The sequence below is a fragment of the Acinetobacter sp. 148 genome, assembly GCF_031196675.1.
Taxonomy (GTDB): Bacteria; Pseudomonadota; Gammaproteobacteria; order Pseudomonadales; family Moraxellaceae; genus Acinetobacter; species Acinetobacter baumannii.
In genome coordinates this window covers 149916-172484 of record NZ_JAVIMT010000085.1, presented here as the reverse complement: position 1 = coordinate 172484, position 22569 = coordinate 149916, and the positions used below count along the sequence as shown (strand labels likewise).

25 protein-coding genes are annotated in these 22569 nt (G+C 37.2%); 23 read left to right on the top strand and 2 right to left on the bottom strand.

Annotated elements, in window-relative coordinates:
• The 20 genes from lpxK (at position 1) to pyrF (ending at position 15078) form a co-directional block, all read left to right on the top strand.
• Positions 1-1011: a tetraacyldisaccharide 4'-kinase gene (gene lpxK / locus RFX69_RS16180; RefSeq protein ID WP_289332450.1), complete on the top strand. Its 1011-nt coding sequence runs from the start codon at positions 1-3 to the stop codon at positions 1009-1011.
• Positions 1012-1020: 9 nt separating this feature from the next.
• Entirely contained in the window at positions 1021-1782 is a 762-nt protein-coding gene (kdsB, locus tag RFX69_RS16175; protein ID WP_000680697.1) for a 3-deoxy-manno-octulosonate cytidylyltransferase, read from the top strand.
• Positions 1783-1793: 11 nt separating this feature from the next.
• Positions 1794-2774, top strand: a complete 981-nt coding sequence (locus RFX69_RS16170; protein WP_001075416.1) for a DNA polymerase III subunit delta' — start codon at positions 1794-1796, stop codon at positions 2772-2774.
• Positions 2775-2785: 11 nt separating this feature from the next.
• Entirely contained in the window at positions 2786-3127 is a 342-nt protein-coding gene (locus RFX69_RS16165) for a PilZ domain-containing protein (RefSeq protein ID WP_001183024.1), read from the top strand.
• Between the two features lie 17 nt (positions 3128-3144).
• Positions 3145-3918 (top strand): TatD family hydrolase, encoded by a 774-nt coding sequence (locus RFX69_RS16160; RefSeq protein ID WP_000497302.1) that lies wholly within the window; start codon positions 3145-3147, stop codon positions 3916-3918.
• A 37-nt stretch (positions 3919-3955) separates the two neighbouring features.
• Positions 3956-4564 (top strand): TetR/AcrR family transcriptional regulator, encoded by a 609-nt coding sequence (locus RFX69_RS16155; protein WP_000375838.1) that lies wholly within the window; start codon positions 3956-3958, stop codon positions 4562-4564.
• Positions 4565-4573: 9 nt separating this feature from the next.
• Positions 4574-5128: a type II secretion system protein gene (locus RFX69_RS16150; protein ID WP_005128793.1), complete on the top strand. Its 555-nt coding sequence runs from the start codon at positions 4574-4576 to the stop codon at positions 5126-5128.
• Complete coding sequence (gene gspI / locus RFX69_RS16145; protein WP_000836911.1) at positions 5118-5498, top strand: type II secretion system minor pseudopilin GspI; 381 nt, start codon at positions 5118-5120, stop codon at positions 5496-5498. Before RFX69_RS16150 ends, gspI begins: the two co-directional genes overlap by 11 nt.
• Complete coding sequence (gene gspJ, locus RFX69_RS16140) at positions 5498-6199, top strand: type II secretion system minor pseudopilin GspJ (RefSeq protein ID WP_004747380.1); 702 nt, start codon at positions 5498-5500, stop codon at positions 6197-6199. The genes gspI and gspJ overlap by 1 nt, the downstream gene beginning before the upstream one ends.
• Positions 6199-7158, top strand: a complete 960-nt coding sequence (gspK, locus tag RFX69_RS16135; RefSeq protein WP_005128789.1) for a type II secretion system minor pseudopilin GspK — start codon at positions 6199-6201, stop codon at positions 7156-7158. Before gspJ ends, gspK begins: the two co-directional genes overlap by 1 nt.
• A 229-nt stretch (positions 7159-7387) precedes the next feature.
• Positions 7388-7984 carry a 6-carboxytetrahydropterin synthase gene (locus tag RFX69_RS16130; RefSeq protein WP_000908453.1) on the top strand — a complete coding sequence of 199 codons (597 nt, stop codon included), beginning with the start codon at positions 7388-7390 and terminating at the stop codon, positions 7982-7984.
• Between the two features lie 50 nt (positions 7985-8034).
• Positions 8035-8748, top strand: coding sequence for a uracil-DNA glycosylase (gene ung, locus RFX69_RS16125; RefSeq protein ID WP_001177528.1), 714 nt, complete (start codon positions 8035-8037; stop codon positions 8746-8748).
• Positions 8745-9869 carry an enoyl-CoA hydratase/isomerase family protein gene (locus RFX69_RS16120; RefSeq protein WP_001983908.1) on the top strand — a complete coding sequence of 375 codons (1125 nt, stop codon included), beginning with the start codon at positions 8745-8747 and terminating at the stop codon, positions 9867-9869. The genes ung and RFX69_RS16120 overlap by 4 nt, the downstream gene beginning before the upstream one ends.
• 6 nt (positions 9870-9875) lie before the next feature.
• On the top strand, positions 9876-10379 hold the full coding sequence (tadA, locus tag RFX69_RS16115) for a tRNA adenosine(34) deaminase TadA (RefSeq protein ID WP_000033177.1): 504 nt from the start codon (positions 9876-9878) through the stop codon (positions 10377-10379).
• A gap of 69 nt (positions 10380-10448) precedes the next feature.
• A complete protein-coding gene (locus tag RFX69_RS16110) occupies positions 10449-10892 on the top strand; it encodes an SRPBCC family protein (RefSeq protein ID WP_001246675.1) in 444 nt (147 codons plus the stop codon).
• A gap of 7 nt (positions 10893-10899) precedes the next feature.
• Positions 10900-11586: a (d)CMP kinase gene (gene cmk / locus RFX69_RS16105; RefSeq protein ID WP_000218018.1), complete on the top strand. Its 687-nt coding sequence runs from the start codon at positions 10900-10902 to the stop codon at positions 11584-11586.
• 104 nt (positions 11587-11690) lie between these two features.
• Positions 11691-13364 (top strand): 30S ribosomal protein S1, encoded by a 1674-nt coding sequence (gene rpsA, locus RFX69_RS16100; RefSeq protein WP_000140309.1) that lies wholly within the window; start codon positions 11691-11693, stop codon positions 13362-13364.
• 156 nt (positions 13365-13520) lie between these two features.
• A complete protein-coding gene (locus RFX69_RS16095) occupies positions 13521-13823 on the top strand; it encodes an integration host factor subunit beta (protein WP_000205997.1) in 303 nt (100 codons plus the stop codon).
• A gap of 24 nt (positions 13824-13847) precedes the next feature.
• Positions 13848-14213, top strand: coding sequence for a lipopolysaccharide assembly protein LapA domain-containing protein (locus tag RFX69_RS16090; RefSeq protein WP_001269278.1), 366 nt, complete (start codon positions 13848-13850; stop codon positions 14211-14213).
• A gap of 166 nt (positions 14214-14379) precedes the next feature.
• The gene (gene pyrF / locus RFX69_RS16085; protein ID WP_000392928.1) at positions 14380-15078 is read left to right on the top strand and encodes an orotidine-5'-phosphate decarboxylase; all 699 of its coding nucleotides are present in this window, start codon (positions 14380-14382) and stop codon (positions 15076-15078) included.
• On the opposite strand, the gene RFX69_RS16080 is transcribed toward pyrF, so the two are convergent.
• Entirely contained in the window at positions 15075-15986 is a 912-nt protein-coding gene (locus tag RFX69_RS16080; RefSeq protein ID WP_215763537.1) for a lysine exporter LysO family protein, read from the bottom strand. The two genes, pyrF and RFX69_RS16080, sit on opposite strands and share 4 nt — an antisense overlap.
• Positions 15987-16035: 49 nt before the next feature.
• Complete coding sequence (locus RFX69_RS16075; RefSeq protein WP_215763536.1) at positions 16036-17583, bottom strand: NAD(P)/FAD-dependent oxidoreductase; 1548 nt, start codon at positions 17581-17583, stop codon at positions 16036-16038.
• A 121-nt stretch (positions 17584-17704) separates the two neighbouring features.
• Between RFX69_RS16075 and RFX69_RS16070 the strand changes: the two genes are divergently transcribed.
• The 3 genes from RFX69_RS16070 (at position 17705) to RFX69_RS16060 (ending at position 22485) form a co-directional block, all read left to right on the top strand.
• Positions 17705-18724, top strand: a complete 1020-nt coding sequence (locus tag RFX69_RS16070; RefSeq protein WP_000830354.1) for an AraC family transcriptional regulator — start codon at positions 17705-17707, stop codon at positions 18722-18724.
• 83 nt (positions 18725-18807) lie between these two features.
• Positions 18808-19950, top strand: coding sequence for a cell division protein ZapE (gene zapE / locus RFX69_RS16065; RefSeq protein ID WP_000933387.1), 1143 nt, complete (start codon positions 18808-18810; stop codon positions 19948-19950).
• Between the two features lie 369 nt (positions 19951-20319).
• A complete protein-coding gene (locus tag RFX69_RS16060; protein ID WP_215763534.1) occupies positions 20320-22485 on the top strand; it encodes a malate synthase G in 2166 nt (721 codons plus the stop codon).
• The last annotated feature ends 84 nt before the right edge of the window (positions 22486-22569 follow it).

Below are 22569 nucleotides of genomic sequence, written 5' to 3'. Positions count from 1 at the left end.
ATGTCTTTAGCCCAGCTGATCCAAAATGCATGGAATAAGCAATCAAGTTGGTTGATTGTTTTACGTCCTTTGTCTTGCTTGTATCGTGCTGGGTTTTTACTAAATCGTTATCTTTATAGTTCAGGCTTTAAAAAAGTTTATACCGCACCTGTGCCGGTCATGGTAATTGGCAATATTACGGTGGGGGGAAGTGGAAAAACTCCATTATTAATAGAGCTGGTCAATTATCTAAAGCAGCATGATGTAAAGGTAGGGGTAATTAGTAGAGGCTATGGTGGAGCTGGCCCTTTTCCTATGTTGGTAACATCGGCCAGTCAAGCAGCTGAAGCAGGAGATGAACCTGCTTTGATTGTACAGTCAACTGGCGTACCTATGGTAGTAGGACCCAATAGACAAGTAGCAATCGAGTTATTATTAGCATCGACTAAACTAGATTTAATTATTAGTGATGATGGGTTGCAACATTGGGCATTAGGTCGCCAAATAGAATGGATCGTACTTGATCAAAATCGTGGCCTTGGAAATAGAAAGTTATTACCAGAGGGATATTTACGTGAACCTGTGGAACGTTTAAAAACTAGTACGGTAATTGAGCATACTTTCACACCAACAACTACATTGCATATGCATCTTGATGCAGGCCAGCCTTACTTATTGAATCCTTCTTCGGCAACTGAATTATCATTCAATATTCAAAATAATTACCATGCAGTAGTCGGTATTGGTTTTCCTCAGCGCTTTTACCAAACACTTAAAGGTTTAGGGGTGAAACAATTTCAAGAGCATGCTTTTCGTGATCATCATGATTACAGTATTGATGACCTTCTATTTAATGATGACCAACCTATCATTACAACTGAAAAAGATGCAGTTAAGTTGTTACCATTACTTAAAAAGCATCCAGAATTTAAACGACCTATTTGGGTCGTGCCAGTTAAAGCTGTTTTGTCTGAAGAGTGCTATCAGGTTTTAAATCAGCAATTGCAAAAGCTTGATATTCAAATATCTTAGGAAGAAAAAATGAAACATATCGTCATTCCAGCACGCTTCTCAAGTTCTCGTTTGCCAGGTAAGCCATTGTTACTTATTCATGATCGTCCTATGATTTTACGTGTAGTGGATCAAGCAAAAAAAGTTGAAGGTTTCGATGACCTATGTGTAGCAACGGACGATGAACGTATCGCTGAAATATGTCGTGCAGAGGGCGTTGATGTTGTTTTAACAAGTGCAGACCATCCATCGGGAACAGATCGTTTAAGTGAAGTTGCTCGTATTAAAGGATGGGATGCTGATGACATTATTGTAAATGTACAAGGCGATGAGCCATTACTGCCAGCCCAGCTTGTTCAGCAAGTTGCAAAGCTTTTGGTTGATAAGCCAAACTGTTCAATGTCTACATTATGTGAGCCTATTCATGCGTTGGATGAATTTCAGCGTGATAGTATCGTAAAAGTAGTCATGTCTAAACAAAATGAAGCATTATATTTTAGTCGTGCAACTATTCCTTATGATCGAGATAGTGCTAAACAAGCTGAACCAACTTTACATAGCCAAGCATTTCGTCATTTAGGTTTATATGCTTATCGTGTGAGCTTATTACAAGAATATGTTACATGGGAAATGGGTAAACTTGAAAAGCTCGAGAGTCTTGAGCAATTGCGTGTTTTAGAAAATGGACACCGTATTGCTATTGCTGTAGCAGAAGCGAATTTACCACCAGGTGTTGACACTCAAGCAGATCTTGATCGTTTAAATAATATGCCTGTTGAGTCTTTTGAGTAAGCGTTAATTTAATGAATCAGAATGTGACTTCTAAGGTTTATCCGTGGCAACAGACAATGTGGGAAACGTTAACAACACGTTTTCCTAATATTGGGCATGGCTTATTATTTTATGGTAAACAAGGTTGTGGTAAACATGCTTTTGCTAAGCATTTCTTAGCGTGGGTACTTTGTTTAAATAAACAACCTCAAGGTGCTTGTGGTGAATGTAGTAGCTGTCAATGGTTAAAATCAGATACGCATCCAAACTATGTTCATATCACGACAGATGAAGAAAATAAAAAACAGAATGCAAAAATTAAAATAGAAAAAATTCGAGATTTATTGCCATTTGTACAACAAACTGGTGAGGGATGGCGTGTTGTTGTTATTGAGCCAGCTGAAGCTTTAAATCTTGCGTCATCAAATGCGCTGCTAAAAACCTTAGAAGAGCCAGGTGAACGCGTCGTTTTAATCTTGTTGGCCGATCATTATTTGAAATTACCGGCAACCATTCGAAGTCGCTTACAGCATTTTGCTTTAGACCGTATTTCATATACAGAAGCCACATCTTATCTAAATGAACATTTAGCGGAAACAGCATCTGTACCACCTGAATTATTGCTAGGCCTTTCTAATGATATGCCGTTGCAAGCAGTTGAAATTGCGACTAGTGATTGGTTTGCTAAAAGACAGTCTTTTTTAGAAGATTGGACTAAAGTTGTAAATCAAAAAAATATGCCTTTATTTTATTCGGCTAAATGGCAAAAAGAACTCAACTTTAGTGATTTTATGATGCTTCTTGAATACTTGTTAGGGGATTTAATTTGTGTCAAGCTCAATCAACCACAGAAAAATATTGATTTACAGTTCGATCAATTAGCGCAAAACTATAATTTAGAAAGCTTATTCAGTCTTTATGAGGAATTACAGCAATCTAAAAGATTAGTTGAACAGAATGTACAAACACAACTCATCATAGATCAACTTTTTATAAAATTAATGAACGTTTAAGGGGAACACTAATGCAACCACAAATGGGTGGAATTATTCAGGTCAATATTCCAGATAGAGCAACATTGCAAGCAAGTTATATGGGATATGTACAAGGTGGGGGCTTGTTTGTACCATCGAAGCAAAAAGTGAAGATGGGTCAGGAAATTTTTATTTTAGCTACGTTACCAGAACAATCACAAAAAATTCCTTTAACTGGTAAAGTAGTTTGGATTTCACATAAGCAAAGTGGATTTAAACCGCAAGGTTTCGCAATTCAATTGAGTGGTGATAAAGGAATTTACTATAAAGCTGAAGCTGAGCGGATTTTAGCTGGTAGTATGTCTTTAGATCGCCCAAGTTATACCATGTAAGCAGATAGGAAAGAACAGTGTTTGTTGATACCCATTGCCATTTAACAATGTTAGATTTAACGCCTTATAACGGTGATTTAGATCTAGCACTTGCTGCTGCGCGAGCAGAAGGTGTTTCTAAGTTTATGGCAATTTCAGTTGACCTTGATGATTATATTGCTTTAGCTGAAATCGCAAAGCGTCATGAAGATGTGGGGTATACGGTAGGCGTACATCCGTGTGAGGATGTTGATACTATGGCTCGAGCAACGACTGAGTATTTGACTGAATTGGCTCAATCAGAAAAGGTGTGGGCTTTAGGTGAAACAGGTTTAGACTATTACCACAGCACTGACTTTATTAATGAGCAAAAAGATTGTTTTGCTCGTCATATTCAAGCCTCTAAAAATGTTAAAAAACCAGTAGTTGTTCATACACGTTCAGCAAAACATGATACGGTGGATATTATTCGAGCTGAACAATCTACACATGGTATTTTGCACTGTTTTACTGAGGACTGGGAAACAGCAAAAGCTGTATTGGACTGTGGTTACTATATTTCCTTTTCAGGAATTGTTTCATTTAAAAATGCTCAAGATCTACGAGATGTAGCCAAGCAAGTTCCTTTAGATCGGCTTTTGATTGAGACAGATAGCCCTTATTTGGCTCCCGTACCATATCGTGGTAAAACGAATGAACCAAAATATGTACCTTATGTAGCGAAAGCACTAAGTGAGGTATATGATAAGCCAGTTGAGGAAATTGCAAGAATCACCTCGCAGAATTTTGAAAATTTACTTAAAGCGATTTAACTTATAGAAACTATATAAAGAGAGTAATTGCGTGAAGATGGACCGTCAAGCTCAGTTCCGAGCAAGAGAAGCATTAATATTTCAAGTTGCGGAACAGTTGTTGTTAGAAAATGGCGAAGCCGGAATGACACTTGATGTGCTGGCTGCTGAGCTTGATTTGGCAAAAGGTACTTTGTACAAGCACTTTCAAAGTAAAGATGAATTGTACATGCTATTAATTATTCGTAATGAGCGCATGTTACTGGAAATGGTTCAAGATACTGAAAAGGCTTTTCCAGAACATTTAGCTTTCTTTATGTTGCATCATTTGCACCATCCGGAAAGAACAGTGCTGTTTCACCAAATTGAAGAAAAGCTTTCAATTACTGCCCAAGGTGTGCACCATCTTTTTAATGAACTCTACCAAGTGAGAAAGCAACGCTTACGTATTATTATTCGTATGACTGATCACTATTTAGAGTCAATCCAGAGTCATATGACTACACGAGATTACTTGGCTTCAATTTGGTCACTCACTCATGGAGCTGCTGCAATTCTGAATTCAAGCTTTTATCAACGTTATTTGGGTTCAAGAGATACTTTACGAGTAGCCTATATTGACCAGGCATTAGCCTTACCCAAACAAGCAGTTGAGCAGTATGCTTAATAGGTCGATATGAAATCGAATCTACCATTTCAATCACAAAAAGGCTTTACCCTCATAGAAGTGATGGTAGTCATTGTGATTATGACAATTATGACTTCTCTGGTTGTATTGAATATAGGTGGCGTCGACCAAAAAAAAGCAATGCAGGCGAGAGAGTTATTTTTACTCGATTTACAGAAAATTAATAAAGAATCGATCGATCAATCACGTGTATTGGCTTTAGAAACTCATGGTGAGACAGATGTCTCACCATTTTCTTATGAACTTTATGAATATCACGATCAAAGCACCTTACAAGTACAAGATATAAAAAACCGTTGGCAGAAATATACTGAGTTTAAAACACGGCAACTTCCTGCCCATGTGTCTTTTTCAGTACAACCCTTAGATGACCAGAATTATTCTAAAGCTAAAAATACAGATTTGATTGGAGGACAAACGCCTCAACTCATCTGGTTTGGCAATGGAGAAGCTAAAACCGTTAAAATACAATTTTATTTAGAACAAAAACCGATTGGTTCAGAAATACAAATAGATCACTTGGGTAAAATAAATGAAATCTAAAGGCTTTACCCTCTTAGAAGTTATGGTTGCTTTGGCAATCTTTGCTGTCGCAGCTGTCGCTTTAACTAAAGTGGCAATGCAGTACACTCAGTCCACTTCAAATGCAATTTTGCGAACAAAAGCTCAGTTTGTAGCAATGAATGAAGTTGCTATGATGGAGATTAATCAAGAATGGTTGCAAGGAACTCAAAGTAAGCAAGTAACTTCCCAAGGTGAAACTTGGCAAATTGATAAGTCAGCTCAATCTACTATTAGCCCGAATGTTCAAAAAATTGATTTACAAGTGAGTTTGTATGATCCGGATAAGGGAAAAGTACAAAATGGCATTACACATATGGTCTTTTTTAATTATCCAGTGAAAGCAAAATAATGATAAAAAATAAATATATTCACATCCGCAGCTTTGCTTCTCGCCTTGCAGCACGATCGAGCAGTGCTCGATTAACTCGCGCCTCAGGATTTACTTTGGTTGAATTGTTAGTCGCGATCGCTATCTTTGCGGTTTTATCTTTATTGGGGTGGAAAATTTTCGATTACTTGCTCAAAGTTCGTGATCGTAATGCCGAACATGAAGTGCATTTATTTGAATTACAAGATGCTTATCAACAAATTCTTCGTGATACTTTGCAGATTATCCCTTTATCCGCCAACCAAGGTGGGCAACTTCATCCAGCTTTAGAAATCGATAATCAAATTCTACGTTTTAGTAAAGCTGGGGTAACAGATCCTTTAAAACAAGGCTTATCACCATTTGAACGAATTGAATATCGTTATGATGCAGATCAAAAAAAACTATATCGTCTTAAATATACAAATTTAAATACTTCGAACAGAGAGCAACCTTTATCGAGTACTTTGTTAAGTCAAGTCGACCAATATCAGATTATGGTTTTGACTCCGCAAGAAGTCACAAAATGGCCCGAGGTTAATATTGATCCAACGAAACCTAATGAGTTAAAAAAATTACCGAAAGGGATAAAAATCCAACTTACAGTCGCTGGTGTAAATTATGAATGGATTTATAGCTTAAATCAGGGTGACTTATCGCTTTCACAGGAAGGTAATTCATAATGGCCGTTAGTTACAAACACCAACAGGGTGTCGCTTTACTGACAATACTTATTATGGTTGCCTTAGCTACAATTTTAGCGGCTTCTATTGCCAAGCATCAAAATAATACTATGGAAAATACAGCCTACTTAATGCGCCAAAATCAATCTTTGCTTTATGCAAAAAGTGCAGAAGCCTTTTTTTCAGAATTATTAATTCAAGATGCAAATAATGCAGGTGGAGTAGATCATTTAAAAGAGACATGGGCACAACCTATGCCTCCGTTTCCTATTGAAGATGGTTCAGTATCCGGTCGTTTGCTTGATGAGTCTGGTAAATTTAATTTAAATAATCTAACTAATGGGGAAGGCATTGTAAATGAAGATGCTAAAAGTTGGTTTGAACGTTTATTGGTACGTGTGGGATTACCAGCCGAATTAAGCCAAGCTGTGATTGATTGGCAAGATCCAAATGATGAGCCAACTGGGCCAATGGGGGCAGAAAGTAGTTATTATGAAGGTTTGGATCCAGGTTACATGGCTGCGAATACTAAATTCCACCGTATTGAAGAGTTAAAGCTAGTGAGAGGCTTTGATGGAAAAAAATTTGATCTAATCGCTCCATATATTTCTGCTTTACCAGAAAATTCGAAGTTAAATATTAATACTGCTTCGCCATTGGTTTTAGCAAGTATGGATGAAAAATTAGATATAGGGGCTATCGAAAGAGAATTACAGACACGCCAACAAAATTTAAAGTTCTTCCAAAATGTAGATGAATTATGGCAATTGAATGCTTTTTCAGCGGTTGATAGTCAAAAGAAAAATCAAGTAAATAGCCTTATTGATGTTAAATCCAGCTTCTTTCAAGCTCAGATTGAAGTTGTTCTAAATAATAGGAAGCGACAGTTTACTAGTGCTTTAATGAGAAAAGATAAACAAGTATATGTTTATTCAAGAAGCATGGCTCCATTTAACTAAATAAATTTATTGATATTTTTTCTGAGTCTGTAATACTTGAAACTTATTAATAAAAGGGATGAGGTCATACTTCTGTATAGGCAGTATTTAAAGTAAAAATCAATATCTTCAAAATTTCTTCACATCTCTTATCATACTTTTTGCTAATTGTTTCTATTTGAAAAGTGGTGCGAAGTTTTTATCTTTTGCTTTATAATAATGTTCTTAGAAGGAATGATCGATTTGGCACATGTTAATTCGTAAGTTATTTAAGTTTGAAAATGCACACGTTGTACGTAACTGTACATCGGATCGTTGTAAGCGATCCATTCATGGGCATAGTTATAAAGTCGAGTTATTACTTAAAGCTTCGAAATTAGATCATGGACAAATGGTATATGATTTTGGGCTGTTAAAAGGCGTAATTAAAGACCTTTTTGATAGCTTTGATCATGCGATTTGTTTCTGGGAAAAAGATGATCCTCAATATATTGATGCTTGTAAGACTTTTAGCGCGCGTTGGATCTCTTTACCAGTTTCGCCATCTGCTGAGCAATTTTCTCGAATCTTCTTCTATTTAGCTCAGCAAGTATTACAATCTACTGTTACCCAAAATGGGGAAGGTGATGTTGAAGTCTATTCAGTGATTGTTCATGAAACCGATACAGGTTATGCCCAAAGTTTTCTTGAAGATATTCAAAATGAACAAATGGGGCTGTTAAACCTTGAGGGAATTATTTTTTCAGAACAAGTCCAATCCGAATGGGCTGATCCAAATATGTATGAAAATTTAAAACAAGGGATTAAGTTTCATAATCCGCATGTTAACTTACAAGTAGAAGTGTAAGTTAACTTCCTTTTGTTTGTAGAAATGAAAATTGATCTAGGATGACATTAATGCAATTAACTGAGCAACAGCAAGACAAACTCAGTAAAGTTCAATTAGAAGAAAGCTGGAAAAGATCATTAACTCCATTTTTACTGAGTCCTTATATGGATAGTTTAAGAGACTTTTTGTTTCAACAAAAACAGGCTCAAAAAACCATATATCCACCAAGTAAACAAATATTTAATGCTTTAAATATTACGCCGTTAGATCATGTGAAAGTCGTTATATTAGGGCAAGATCCATATCATGGTCCAAATCAGGCAAATGGCTTAAGTTTCTCGGTTCAAAGAGGGGTTGCATTGCCACCATCTTTACGTAATATTTTTCATGAACTACATACAGATTTGGGTGTGCCGGTTTCTCGTCATGGTGATTTAACCAAATGGGCTGAGCAAGGCGTACTTTTATTAAACAGTGTACTTACTGTAGAAGCAGGGCAACCCACATCACATCAAAAACAAGGTTGGGAAGAGTTTACTGACGCAGTAATTGATGTTTTAAATGAACAACGTGAACACATTGTTTTTATTTTATGGGGTGCTTATGCACAACGTAAAGGACAACGTATAAATAGAGAAAAACACTTGGTTTTAACTGCTGCACATCCATCGCCACTTGCGGCTAATCGTGGTGGTTTCTTTGGATGTAAAGTGTTTTCCAAAACAAATCAATATTTGAAACAACATGGCATTGAGCCCATAGACTGGCAATTGGACGCATGATGAACTCTCCCAATGTAAATAGCTATCATCCGGATTTGGTAGTTGAAGAAGCGAAAAATGGTTGGCGTATTGTACGTTTGAATCGACCTAAATCATTACACGCTTTAGATGAATCAATCGTAACGGCTCTATTACGAGTATTTGAAGACTTCCGTGATGATGAGCAAGTAAAAGCAATTTGGTTGGACTCGACTACACCAAAAGCATTTTGTGCGGGTGGAGATGTACGCAAATTACGTCAGCTGGTAATTAATCAGGAAGTAGAAACCGCAAATAAATTTTTCCAGCAAGAATATGCTTTGGATTTATTGTTACATAACTATGCTAAACCGGTTGTTGTTTGGGGCGAAGGCTATGTAATGGGTGGTGGTTTAGGCTTGTTTATGGCTGCACCTTTCCGTTTGGTTACACCATATTCACGTTTGGCTATGCCTGAAATTAATATTGGTTTATACCCTGATGTTGGAGCAAGCCGTTTCCTTGCTGACCGTGGGCAAATTGGTTTATTTACTGGTTTGACAGGTTCTATTATGACGGCTGCTGGGGCATATAGCATTGGTTGGGCGACGCATATTTGTGAAGCACAACGTGATAATGTTCTACAGAAAGTACTCAATATTAATTGGGCTCACTATCCGGCAGGTGATTTCCGTGCGATTGATGATACTTTAAATAGTTTACATCGCCCGGTTGCCGCAGGGCCATTACAAAATTCGTTAGACGTTATACATAGTGTTTGCCGTGGTTCAAGCTTTGAACAAGACTATCAAGCGATCGTCAGCTTGCGAGATGCAAGCAGTGACTGGTTGCGTCAAGCGAGTGAAAACTTACAAAAGGGCTCGCCTAGTACAGCAGCAATTACTTGGTTGTTATGGCAATGGGGTAAACAAGTTCATTCTTGGGATGAAGTTTTTGATCTAGAAGCGCAAATCTCTGAATGGAAAATTCGCCATCCTGACTTTGTGGAAGGTGTTCGCGCACGCTTAGTTGATAAAGATTTATCACCTGAATGGAAAGCATGTGAAGACCTTACATTACGAGGCATTTTGGCCGATGATCCACCGATCACGACGATTGATAGCTGGAATGCATTACTTAGACAATATGGTGTAGTGTCATAATCAATAATGTCTAAATTTAGTGATGAGTATTGGATGCAGCTTGCTTACGAGCAAGCTGAATTAGCAGCCGAGCAGGGGGAAATTCCTGTAGGAGCTGTAATCGTGAGCCAAAATAAGTTAATTGGAGCTGGTTTTAATGCTCCAATTGGTTTATCTGATCCTACAGCTCATGCAGAAATTCAAGCTATTCGTGCGGCTTGTGAGTCATTGAAAAATTATCGTTTACCTGAAGATGCGACTTTGTATGTTACGCTTGAGCCGTGCACAATGTGTGTGGGAGCATTAGTACATGCAAGAATTAAACATGTCGTATTTGGAACAACAGAACCTAAAGCTGGCTCACTCGTGAGTGCACGTCAATTATTAGAAAATGGTTATTACAACCATAAATTTACTTTTGAGCATGGATGTTTACATGAAAAATGTGCTCAACAGTTAAGTCTTTTTTTTAAGCAAAGACGTGAACAAAAGAAACAAGAGAAACAACAAAAAACGTCCTTAAATGATTAAAAAATGTCATGAGGTTATGGCACACTAACGCCGTTTCATTGACATGATTTATTTAAATAAGGAACTTTCATGCGTAATGTAATTACTATACAAAAAGAATTTAATGCTCCTCTTAGTGATGTCTTTAACCTGCTTTCTAAACATGCAGCTTACAACACTGCATTTGCTCCACTACAAGTTGTGCGTGTTAAAGATTCGGCAGATCCTGAAAGACCTGATGGAGTGGGTTCTGTTCGTCGTATGGGGTTTGGCGTGATTAAACCACTTAAAGAAGAAATCACGCATCTCGAAGAAAACAAACGTATTGAATATAAACTGATTGATAATCCGCTAGTGAAACACCATTTAGGTCGAATCGAGTTCTCAGAAATTACTCCTTATATTACTTTGGTTACGTATCGTATCGAATTAACCGCAAAAGCTCCTGTTGTAAGTAAATTAATTCTTGCACAGCTAAAACTAGCGATTACACTAGGCTTTTCGAGATTAGCTAAAGCATTTGCTTCTTCGTGAGAGTTCAATGACAGTTCAAATTATTACTATTGATGGTCCGAGTGGTTCGGGTAAAGGAACATTAGCGGCGAAACTTGCTGCGTATTATCAATTTCATTTACTTGATTCAGGTGCCTTATATCGTTTGTTAGGGTTGTCATTACATAAACATGATTTATTGGAAAAATTAGATAGCCATTTAGATGAGTGTGTTAACTATGCTCGTCAGCTTAATATTAAGTTTGAAACCTCGGCAGAGGGAACATTAGTTTTCCTCGATGGGGAAGATGTAACCCAAACTATCCGTACAGAGCGAGTTGGAGAATATGCATCTAAAGTTGCAGCAATACCAGAGCTCAGACAAGCACTTTTTGAGCGTCAAAGAGCATTTGCACAAACTCCGGGATTAGTTGCAGATGGTCGAGATATGGCAACATCAATTTTCCCGGAAGCTAATGCTAAAATTTATTTGACTGCTTCAGCTGAGTCGCGTGCTGAGCGAAGAGTAAAACAGTTGCAGGGTATGGGGCTAGATGCTAAAATAAACGACATTTTAGCTAATATACAAGCGCGTGACAAAAGAGACATGGAGCGAGAAGTAGCTCCTCTCAAGCCAGCCGCAGATGCTTATATTATTGATAGTTCGGAATTAACGATCGATCAAGTATTTAAGTTGATGGTTGATTACGTCAATAGCCGTACTGTTAGCAACTAAGATTATCAGTTGACGCATAGCTTGATCAGTCTATAAAGACTATGTTGATACTTAACTAAACCGGCCTTGTCTGATCCAAGACCGCTGACTTTATCAGGTATATCATGACCGAATCTTTTGCAGCCCTCTTTGAAGAAAGTGAATTAAACCTCAACGTTGAAAAGGGTGCAGTCATCCAAGGTGTTGTTGTAAACATCGATAGTGACTGGGTTACTGTTGACACTGGCCTTAAATCTGAAGGCATTGTTGACCGTGCTGAATTTTTAAATGAACAACGTGAACTTGAAGTTCAGGTTGGCGATACTGTTGACGTAGTTGTTGAAGCTCTTGACAACGGTATGGGTCAAACAGTTTTATCACGTGAAAAAGCTAAACGTGCTGAAACTTGGACTAAACTTGAAAAAATCTTTGAAGATGGCGAAATCGTTACTGGTGTTATCTCTGGTAAAGTTAAAGGCGGTTTCACTGTTGACATCGGTCCTGTTCGTGCGTTCTTACCAGGCTCATTAGTTGACACTCGTCCTATCCGTGACACAACTCACCTTGAAGGTAAAGAGTTAGAGTTTAAAGTAATCAAGCTTGATGCTAAACGTAACAACGTTGTTGTATCTCGTCGTGCTGTTATGGAAGCTGAATCTTCTGCTGACCGTGAAGCATTACTTGCTCAACTTGAAGAAGGTCAAACAGTTACAGGTACTATCAAAAACCTTACTGATTACGGTGCATTCGTTGATCTTGGCGGTATTGATGGTCTTCTTCATATCACAGATATGGCTTGGAAGCGTATTAAGCACCCTTCAGAAGTTGTTGAAGTTGGTCAAGAAGTTACTGTTAAAGTACTTAAGTTTGACCGTGAACGTAACCGCGTATCTTTAGGCCTTAAACAATTAGGCGAAGATCCATGGTTAGCGATCATGAGCCGTTACCCTAAAGGTTCTATCGTTAAAGCACGTGTTACTAACTTAACTGACTACGGTTGTTTCGCTGAAATCGCTGAAGGCGTTGAAGGTTTGGTACACGTTTCTGAAATGGACCACACTAACAAAAATATCCACCCATCTAAAGTTGTTCAGATCGGTGACGAAGTTGACGTTATGGTTCTTGAAGTTGACGAAGAACGTCGTCGTATCAGCCTTGGTATCAAACAAACTCGTGCTAACCCATGGGAAGAGTTTGCTAAGTCTCATGAGAAAGGCGAAAAAGTTTCAGGTACAATCAAGTCTATCACTGACTTTGGTATCTTCATTGGTTTAAATGGCGGTATCGACGGTCTAGTTCACTTGTCTGATATTTCTTGGAACGAACAAGGCGAAGAAGCTATCCGTCGTTACAAGAAAGGTGACACTGTTGAAGCAGTTATCTTGTCTGTAGACGCTGAAGGTAACCGTATCAGCCTTGGTATCAAGCAATTGAACAGCGATCCGTTCAATGATTTCTTAGCTGCTAACGAACGTGGTGCTTTAGTTAAAGGTACTGTAACTGCAGTTGATGCTCGTGGCGCAACTGTTAAGTTAGCTGACGAAGTAGAAGCTACTCTTAAAGCTTCTGAAATCAACCGTGACCGCGTTGAAGACGCAACTAAATTCTTAGAAGTTGGTCAAGAAGTTGAAGCGAAAATCATCAACGTTGACCGTAAATCTCGCTCTATCAACTTGTCTATCAAAGCGAAAGACGAAGCTGAAGAGAAAGAAGCAGTTGCTAACTTGCGTACAGCATCAGCTTCTCAAGACAATGGTCCTAAGACTATTGGTGACTTGATCAAAGCACAAATGAAGTAATAAGTTAACAAAGTACAGTTTCATGTAACGAAATTGTACTTTTTATACAAATTACTGTAAACGGTAGCGTAGTATTCAACATACTGCGCTACCGTTTTGTATTTAAACAGGTTATTATCAAACGACTTAGAGTAGTAATAAATAACGAGGTCGTAGATGACTACTGAAGCTCTTAATAAGTCTGATTTGATTGAACGCATTGCGCTAAAAAATCCACACTTGGCTGAACCATTAGTGGAAGAAGCGGTTAAGATTATGATTGACCAAATGATCGAAGCTCTTTCGTCTGACAATCGTATTGAAATCCGTGGTTTTGGTAGCTTTGCATTACACCACCGTGAACCTAGAGTTGGTCGTAACCCTAAAACAGGTAAGTCAGTAGATGTTGCAGCGAAGGCTGTTCCACATTTTAAACCAGGTAAAGCACTTCGTGATGCAGTGAATGAATCTGGAAAATAAATAAAACTCATAAGTGGGGTGCCTATGCGTTATATTCTAATTGCATTACTCATTATTGTATTTGGCTATTCTTTAGCACTTGTTTTGCAGAACCCAACAGAACTTCCTGTTGATTTATTATTTACTCAAGTTCCTGCAATGCGTTTAGGTTTATTATTGTTGCTTACCTTAGCGCTTGGAATTGTAGTTGGGCTTTTATTAGGTGTACAAGTTTTCCGAGTTTTCCAAAAAAGCTGGGAAATCAAACGTCTTCGCAAAGATATTGATCATTTGAGAAAAGAACAAATTCAAAGTGCTCAATTGGCTGCAGCAGAAGCAGCTGCAAATGTAAGACACGAAAAAACTGTTGTAGATATTTATCCGCAAGATAAAAACTCTACTCCTTTATAATTTTTGGTACTACTCTTTATTTCGTCATAAAGAGTAGTATTTTCCCTTCTATATTCCTCATTATCCTTCTAGTTTAAAATCACTATTTCCTCATTTAAGAACTTGGTTCAATAGATTTCTTTATTACTGGCTGACTTGTCTATTATAATAGCGCTGATTTTATGTGATGGAAGAAAGTCTCTTGAGTATCATTGTTGCGTTGGATGCTAAAAGCCAATATGACGCTTTAAAAATTGTTGAACAACTTGATCCTACTTTATGTCGCGTAAAAGTAGGTAAAGAGCTTTTTACTCATGAAGGCCCATCTGTTGTAAAAAAACTTCAAGAAGAAAATTTCGAAGTTTTCCTAGATTTAAAATTCCATGATATTCCAAATACGACGGCTCAAGCTGTATGTGCTGCCGCAGACTTAGGTGTATGGATGGTTAACGTACATGCATCAGGTGGCCGTAAAATGATGGAAACCTGTGTCGAGCGTTTAAAAGCAGGTAATTATCAAACACAATTAATTGCGGTAACAGTTTTAACTTCAATGGGCCGTGAAGATTTAAAAGATATCGGGTTAGATATTGAACCTGTAGAACAAGTTAAAAGATTGGCGAAACTTACTAAAGAAAGTGGTTTAGATGGTGTAGTTTGTTCTGCTCAAGAAGCTAAAATTCTTCGTGAGTTAATCGGACAAGATTTCTCTTTAGTTACTCCGGGAATACGTCCTGAGGGTAGTAATGCAGATGACCAAAAACGTATTGTAACTCCGAAACAGGCAATGCTTGATGGGTCTACACATTTAGTTATTGGTCGTCCGATTACTAAAGCAGAAAATCCAACTGAAATGTTGAAGTCAATTCTTGCTTCAATTGCTTAAAAGTTTAAAAACACAGTAATTAAAAATGGAGCGAGTAGACTTAAGAGTAAGCCGCTCATCATGGCATGTGGTACATAATGTGTACCACATGACTGTTTTACCATTGCTAATGTTACATCCATTGAGGTAGCGCCAGCACTTGAAATTGCTGGACGTGGAAACCGCCAACCCATGGTATACATGAGTAAAATTGCAACTATCTCTCTAAATAGATCTGTGAGCAAGGCAATCCCACCTAACTCAGCTGAATGTAGCTGTGTAAATAAAATACCTGACATTGAATACCAACCATAGCCTTGGCCCAAAGCTAATATTTCATTAAGTGTAAACTCATGACCAAGTAAGGAATAGTTGAGAAACCCAGCTAAGCACGAGCCTATAAAGGCGGCCAAAGGTACAATAAGAATTTTCCAACTTAACCATGTACGATTAAAATGAGTAAAAGCAAGTTCGATTCCGATTAAAAAAATAAAAAGTAATAGTAAATACCAACTATTAAAGGGAATATGGGTATGTAATTGGGTAAGAAGAATTCCTAAAATCACGCCTATTGTTAAAGCTAAAAATGCCTTGGCAATATTTTTTAATGCATTCATAAAAAGTTGAAGTGAAATTTTCCCTTTAACACTCTCTTTATCAAAAATTGTATAGGCGAATAAGCAAGTAAAAAAAGAACCAAGAGAAGTGGTTAATGCAATTAATAGAGCAGGTGGAAGTATAGTAGAAGGATTATCAATTTGATCAAGGGCGAGTGTTAGTTCTAAAGCTACACTGGTTAGTAAAATATAAGAAAAATAAGGTAGGATTTTAAAAATAAAATGCCGAATATTTAGTGAGAGTTTAGGACCTAGAAAATAACCAAATGCTAATACAAGAAAAATTTGAATAATGAGACTAATGGACTGCATATAATAATAGATAGATTGTTATCAACCTATCTATTATGTATTGAACATTTTATGCTGCATAGCTCTGTGAGCATTTATTTAATAACAAATAATCTTTAGGATTAACTTTACGAGTGTCTAGCCAATATTTCCATGTATAAGTTGGCCATAAAGAAAAGTTCTTTCCATCGGCAGCTTGATACCAGCTGCTACATCCGCCAGCTTGCCATACAGTACCTTGAAGTTGTGTTTGTATTCTTTCATTGAAGGTATCCTGAACTTCCGGTTTAACTTCTATAGCGTGCTGTCCAGATTTTTCAACCAGATCAATAAGCTGTAAAATATAATTAACTTGTGACTCAATCATAAATATAATCGAGTTATGACCTAAAACGGTATTTGGCCCGACCAGTTGAAATAGGTTAGGAAAATTCTTGGTCATAATTCCATAATAACTTTCTGCACCGTTTTTCCAAGCCTGTTTTAATTCTATTTGATTGCGACCAATACATGTAAAATGTTTTAAATAAATACGTGGATCGGTAACAAAACCAGTTCCATAGATTAAACAGTCAATTGGTCTTTCTTTTCCATCCTTTGTAATAATACTGTTCTCTTTAATTTCTTGAATACTCTCGGTCACTAATTCAACATTTTTACGGTTAAATGTAGGGAAGTATTTATTTGAAATAAGAATGCGTTTACAGCCCATCACAAAGTCTGGTGTAAGTTTCTTGGCTAAATCTTTATCTTTAACTTGGAAACGTATAAATGCCTCAGCTAATTTTTGCCCATATTTCATGATTTGCGGCTGAACTATAGGAACAACGCGAGATTCATTACTCCAATAAAGGCGGCTGCGGTGAATTTGTCGGTAGAGGTTTGATTTTTTAAATAGAGCTTTGCTCAAATTAGAGTATTTACGCTCATCTCGTGGGATAACCCAAGCTGCTGTACGTTGGAATACATATAATTGCTTAACGTCTTTTGCGATTTCTGGAATATATTGAATTGCACTACCACCAGTACCGATGGAAGCAACTGATTTACCTTCTAGACTGTAGTCATGTTCCCATTGGGAAGAGTGAAAAACTTTACCCTTGAACTTTTCAATACCTTGAATATGAGGGATTTGTGGAATATGTAGCGGACCTGATGCAAAAACTACAAATTGTGCTTCGAGAGAAGGTTGGTTTGCAAAATCTAGTGACCATACATGGCGCATTTCATCATACTGTACATGAGTAACCTCATGGTTAAACTTACAGTAGTTTTTAATTTGATATTGATCGGTTATATCTTGGATATAATCGAAAATTTCAGGAGCTTCTGCATAACGTTTTGACCAGTCAGTTTTAGGTGCAAAAGACAAAGAGTACATATGTGATTGAACATCACACGCAGCTCCTGGATAGCGGTTTTCACGCCAAGTTCCACCGACATCATTAGATTTTTCTAAAATAAAAAAATCTGATTGTTGGCTTTGTAACAGACGAATAGCCATGGCAAGGCCACCGAATCCAGCACCAATAATTGCGATTTTAGTTTTTTGAATAGCATGTTGTTTTGCGTTTAGCATTGGAAACCCTGCATATGCGGTAAAGAGGATTGCAGGCAAGACTAACGTTTTTTAAACAGTTTAAACATGATTGTATCGACGTGAAAATTGATAGATTCGGCAATTAATTTTATCACTTCTTTATAGTAAAACATTTCAGTCTAGGGAAATTGATAAAAGAATGAAACGATCGGCACTTGGTTTAATCTATTTAATTCAAGGAATGCGCAATGCGGGCATTGATGTCGACTCACGTTTGGCAGATATAGGTATTAAAGTAGATTCCTTGGACCCAAGCTCAACAATTCATGACAGTTTGGAATGGGATATACAGCAAATTATTAGTGAGAATGTTGACCCAGAGAAAGGATTATTTATTGGACAACATTACGCATTGGCAGGTTATGGTCCTTTACTCATGTTACTTGTGACCAGCCATGATATACAAACAGCCTTAGAAAAAGGCATACAGTATCAAAAGCTTACGCATTTATTTGGTACTTTGAGCTTACAAGAAACTGAAAATCACATCATTTTGAACTATTTACCGGTCGATTTAAAAACAGAAATCGGTTTACTCCGTGCCCAATGCGAAATTTCGGGCACTTATAAGTTTATTCAGGATATTTATACCATGATGGGCTTAAAAATGCCTGATATGCGTATAGATTTACCATTTCCGAAACCCTCTGATCCAGATACCGTTGCTCAATATTACGCATATTATGGAGATGATCTACATTTTAATTCTACACATGCAGCATTTAGCCTAAGTAAGAATGTGCTGGAAATAAAAATTCCTTCAGCAGATATTATTACTCATCGTATCTATGAGGCTAAATGTATTAAAGAAATAGAAAGATTAAATGAACAAGATCATCAAATACCGCCTATTATTCAATATGTGCAAGATTATTTAGAGCTACAACAAGGAATTATCCCGAGCATGGCGGAAACCGCTTTTGCTTTGAAAATGCCTGAAAGGACATTAAGGCATCAATTGCAGCAGCTTAATACGAGTTATAAACAAATTCGTGAACAGATTATTAAGAATAAGGCGCTTAAACTTATGGAATATAAAGAGTATTCAATAGAAGTTATTGCAGAAGCACTTGGTTATTCTGAACCTGCCGCTTTTAATCATGCATTTAAAAGATGGTTTGGACAGAGTCCTCGGCAATATGGAAAAGAGTTTTACTGAGTGTAACTCTTGATGCTAAAAGCTAATGTGGTCGGACAAAATGTTCGCTATACTCTCTTCAGTTAAAATTGAAATAAAATGATATGTTAAATTTAAAATCTTCTCATAGTACTGCATTTACTCCGTCTTCCCCAGCAGAGCGCTATGCTGAGGCATTGGCTTCAGGCCAGTTTATGGCAGATGAGGCACAAGCACAGGCAGTGCAAGAATTAGATCGTGTATGGAAAGAACTTTTAAATCGTTATAAGGCTTCTAAAAAAGCTTTCCGTCGTTTCCGCCGCCAAACTTCTCCAAAAGGTGTATATATGTGGGGCGGTGTAGGACGTGGCAAAACTTGGCTTATGGACCAATTTTATGAGTCTGTACCATTTCGCCGTAAAACACGTATGCATTTTCATCACTTTATGCAACATGTTCATAAAGAGTTAAATAAACTTTCGGGTCAACGTAATCCACTCGATATCGTAGCTGATCAAATTTATAAAGATGCTGTCGTTATTTGTTTCGATGAGTTTTTTGTCTCGAACGTAACTGATGCAATGATTTTGAGTGACTTATTCCAAAAGTTATTTGTTCGTGGTGTAACACTCATTGCAACTTCAAACATTGCACCAGACGGTTTATATAAAAACGGGATTCACCGTGATCGCTTTATTCCTACAATTGAAATGGTTAAAAAGAACTGTGTCGTTTTAAATGTAGATGCAGGAGTGGATTACCGTTTACGTGTTTTAAAACAGGCTCAATTGTTTAAATCACCATTAGGTAATGAAGCTCAAAGCTGGATATCAGAGCGTTATACTGCTTTAACTCATACTCAAACAAATTCTCATGAACCGATTGTGATCAATAACCGTGTTGTTGAAACCCTAGGGCATACGGAAGATGTTTTATGGTGTGAGTTTTCTGAACTTTGCTTAAAGCCCCGTAGTCCAGCAGACTTTATTGAAATTGCCAATATTTATAATACGGTTTTAGTTAGTAATGTTCCTCACTTAACAGACTTCCTGTCTGAAGGCACACGTCGTTTTATTTATCTAGTCGATGAATTTTATGATCGTGGAGTGAAACTACTTTTAACCTCTCAAGATAGTATTATTGATATCTATCAAGGCGAGAAATTGGCTTTTGAAATTGAGCGTACTCGTTCACGTTTATTAGAAATGCAGTCAGATGAGTATTTGCATTCTGAACATCGACATATTGATGCGACTAAAACTTCTTAAGAAATCAGATATGAAGAGCGCTCTAAATTGAGCGCTTTTTTTACAACAAAAAAAGATAAATTTAGCGAAATAGTACTTTTTCATTGTGCAAAGTTTGATATAACTAAGTACGCTTTAGAAAAAACAAGATAGTGAAATTTTTTGTCTGTTAACAAAAAGTCTAGTTTCAGTATCTTTAAATATTGAATAAATTGTTGGGAATCCTAGTTAGAATTTTAATATTTTCCTATATAGAAAAATTTATCTTTGTCAATAGGTATGCAAGGGAAAATGCTTACTATTTAGGAATGTGATATTAGTATTCAGCTTAATTTAAATCGGTATACTAGGATTCTCTTGGTATAAAAAGTAGCAACTTCAGGAAAGACAATGACTGCACGTATTCAAAAAGGCAAGTTAGCGATTGCTAAAGAACTTTACGATTTTATCGAAAATGAAGCTTTACCAGGTTCTGGTTTAGATAGTGAAACTTACTGGAAGAACTTTGAGCAAGTTGTTGTCGACCTTAGTCCAAAGAATAAAGCATTATTGGCTAAGCGTGATGAATTACAAGCAAAAATTGATGAATGGCACCGCAACAATAAATTTGAATTAGATGCTTACAAAGCATTTTTAACTGAAATTGGTTATTTATTACCAGAAGTTGAAGACTTCCAAATTACTACTGAAAACGTAGATGAAGAAATTGCATTGTTAGCGGGCCCACAATTAGTAGTGCCTGTACGTAATGCACGTTATTGCTTAAATGCAGCAAATGCGCGTTGGGGTTCTTTATATGATGCACTTTACGGTTTTGATGTAATTTCAGAAGAAGGCGGTGCAGAAAAAGGAAAAGGATATAACCCTGTACGTGGTGCGAAAGTTATTGAGTTTGCTAAAAACTTCTTAAATGAAATTTTCCCGCTTGCGCAAGGCTCACATGCTGATGCAACTAAATATGCAATCGAGCAGAATAAACTGGTTGTGACTTTAAAAGATGGTACTAAAACTGGCTTAGCTCATGAAGCTCAGTTTGTGGGTTTCAATGGTGAAGAAGCGAACCCTTCAGAAGTTGTTCTTTTGAGTAATGGCCTACATGTCATTATTGAAATTGATGCGAATAGCCCAATTGGCCAAACTGATTTAGCGGGTGTTAAAGATCTAACACTTGAAGCTGCGGTTACAACAATTCAGGATCTTGAAGACTCTGTAGCAGCTGTTGATGCAGAAGAAAAAGTTGAAGGTTATCGTAACTGGTTAGGTTTGATGAAGGGTACTCTTCAAGAATCTATCGAAAAAAATGGTAAAACAATTGTTCGCGCTTTGAACAAAGACCGTGAAATTAAAAATTTGATCGGTGGCACAACAAAACTTCATGGTCGTTCACTTATGTTACTTCGTAACGTAGGTCATTTAATGACGAATCCAGCGATTTTAGTTGATGGTGAAGAAATTTTCGAAGGTATTATGGATGCGTTGGTAACACCATTGTTATCAATTGCTGACATCCGTAGTGAAAACGAAAATAAAAACTCTCGTAAAGGGTCTATGTATATTGTTAAACCAAAAATGCATGGTCCTGAAGAAGTTGCTTTTGCTGTTGAGTTATTTGAGCGTGCTGAGCAAGCCCTAGGATTACCAGCGAAGTCTTTAAAAATCGGTATTATGGATGAAGAACGCCGTACATCTGTAAACCTGAAAAACTGTATTGCTGCTGCTAAAGATCGCACAATCTTTATTAACACTGGGTTCATGGATCGTACTGGTGATGAAATCCATACTTCTATGGAAGCTGCTCCAGTTGTTCGTAAAGAAGCGGTTAAAACACAAAAATGGATTGCTGCATACGAAAACCGTAACGTTGCAATTGGTTTGAAATGTGGTTTACAAGGTAAAGCTCAAATTGGTAAAGGCATGTGGCCAAAACCAGATAGCATGAAAGATATGTTGGCAACTAAAGCTGCTCATCCAAATGCTGGTGCTTCATGTGCTTGGGTTCCATCACCAACTGGTGCTGTACTTCATGCGATGCATTACCATCAAGTAAATGTAAAAGCACGTCAAGATCAGTTAAAAGCTGAAGAAATGTTGTCATTAGATGACTTGTTAACTCCTCCATTTGCAACTGATACAAACTGGTCAGCAGAAGAAATTAATAACGAGCTCGAAAATAACTGCCAAGGTATTTTAGGTTACGTTGTGCGTTGGGTTGACTTAGGTGTAGGTTGTTCAAAAGTTCCTGATATTAACAACGTGGGCTTAATGGAAGACCGTGCAACATTACGTATTTCTTCTCAACATGTTGCCAACTGGTTACGTCACGGTATCGTGACTCGTGAACAAGTTGAAGAAGTGCTTAAACGCATGGCAAAAATTGTTGATGAACAAAATGCGAATGATCCATTGTATAAACCAATGGCAGCTAACTTTGAAACTAATATTGCTTTCCAAGCAGCTTCAGACCTTATCTTTAAAGGTTGTGAACAGCCTTCTGGTTATACTGAGCCATTACTACATGCGGCTCGTTTAAAATTAAAAGGTTATACAGGTGACTAATTTTAACCTGTTATAAAAAAGCCTCTTCGGAGGCTTTTTTATTTCCGGTATATTTTGTGCTTATAGATAAGGCGTGAATTTATA

Coding starts and splice junctions, on each gene's coding strand:
- RFX69_RS16130 (WP_000908453.1), top strand. CDS start 7,388: ATGTTAATTCGTAAGTTATTTAAGTTTGAAAATGCACACGTTGTACGT.
- RFX69_RS16060 (WP_215763534.1), top strand. CDS start 20,320: ATGACTGCACGTATTCAAAAAGGCAAGTTAGCGATTGCTAAAGAACTT.
- RFX69_RS16110 (WP_001246675.1), top strand. CDS start 10,449: ATGCGTAATGTAATTACTATACAAAAAGAATTTAATGCTCCTCTTAGT.
- RFX69_RS16095 (WP_000205997.1), top strand. CDS start 13,521: ATGACTACTGAAGCTCTTAATAAGTCTGATTTGATTGAACGCATTGCG.
- gspK (WP_005128789.1), top strand. CDS start 6,199: ATGGCCGTTAGTTACAAACACCAACAGGGTGTCGCTTTACTGACAATA.
- RFX69_RS16070 (WP_000830354.1), top strand. CDS start 17,705: ATGAAACGATCGGCACTTGGTTTAATCTATTTAATTCAAGGAATGCGC.
- kdsB (WP_000680697.1), top strand. CDS start 1,021: ATGAAACATATCGTCATTCCAGCACGCTTCTCAAGTTCTCGTTTGCCA.
- RFX69_RS16080 (WP_215763537.1), bottom strand. CDS start 15,986: ATGCAGTCCATTAGTCTCATTATTCAAATTTTTCTTGTATTAGCATTT.
- cmk (WP_000218018.1), top strand. CDS start 10,900: ATGACAGTTCAAATTATTACTATTGATGGTCCGAGTGGTTCGGGTAAA.
- gspJ (WP_004747380.1), top strand. CDS start 5,498: ATGATAAAAAATAAATATATTCACATCCGCAGCTTTGCTTCTCGCCTT.
- RFX69_RS16155 (WP_000375838.1), top strand. CDS start 3,956: ATGGACCGTCAAGCTCAGTTCCGAGCAAGAGAAGCATTAATATTTCAA.
- tadA (WP_000033177.1), top strand. CDS start 9,876: ATGTCTAAATTTAGTGATGAGTATTGGATGCAGCTTGCTTACGAGCAA.
- RFX69_RS16170 (WP_001075416.1), top strand. CDS start 1,794: ATGAATCAGAATGTGACTTCTAAGGTTTATCCGTGGCAACAGACAATG.
- pyrF (WP_000392928.1), top strand. CDS start 14,380: ATGGAAGAAAGTCTCTTGAGTATCATTGTTGCGTTGGATGCTAAAAGC.
- RFX69_RS16165 (WP_001183024.1), top strand. CDS start 2,786: ATGCAACCACAAATGGGTGGAATTATTCAGGTCAATATTCCAGATAGA.
- RFX69_RS16120 (WP_001983908.1), top strand. CDS start 8,745: ATGATGAACTCTCCCAATGTAAATAGCTATCATCCGGATTTGGTAGTT.
- RFX69_RS16090 (WP_001269278.1), top strand. CDS start 13,848: ATGCGTTATATTCTAATTGCATTACTCATTATTGTATTTGGCTATTCT.
- rpsA (WP_000140309.1), top strand. CDS start 11,691: ATGACCGAATCTTTTGCAGCCCTCTTTGAAGAAAGTGAATTAAACCTC.
- lpxK (WP_289332450.1), top strand. CDS start 1: ATGTCTTTAGCCCAGCTGATCCAAAATGCATGGAATAAGCAATCAAGT.
- ung (WP_001177528.1), top strand. CDS start 8,035: ATGCAATTAACTGAGCAACAGCAAGACAAACTCAGTAAAGTTCAATTA.
- gspI (WP_000836911.1), top strand. CDS start 5,118: ATGAAATCTAAAGGCTTTACCCTCTTAGAAGTTATGGTTGCTTTGGCA.
- zapE (WP_000933387.1), top strand. CDS start 18,808: ATGTTAAATTTAAAATCTTCTCATAGTACTGCATTTACTCCGTCTTCC.
- RFX69_RS16150 (WP_005128793.1), top strand. CDS start 4,574: ATGAAATCGAATCTACCATTTCAATCACAAAAAGGCTTTACCCTCATA.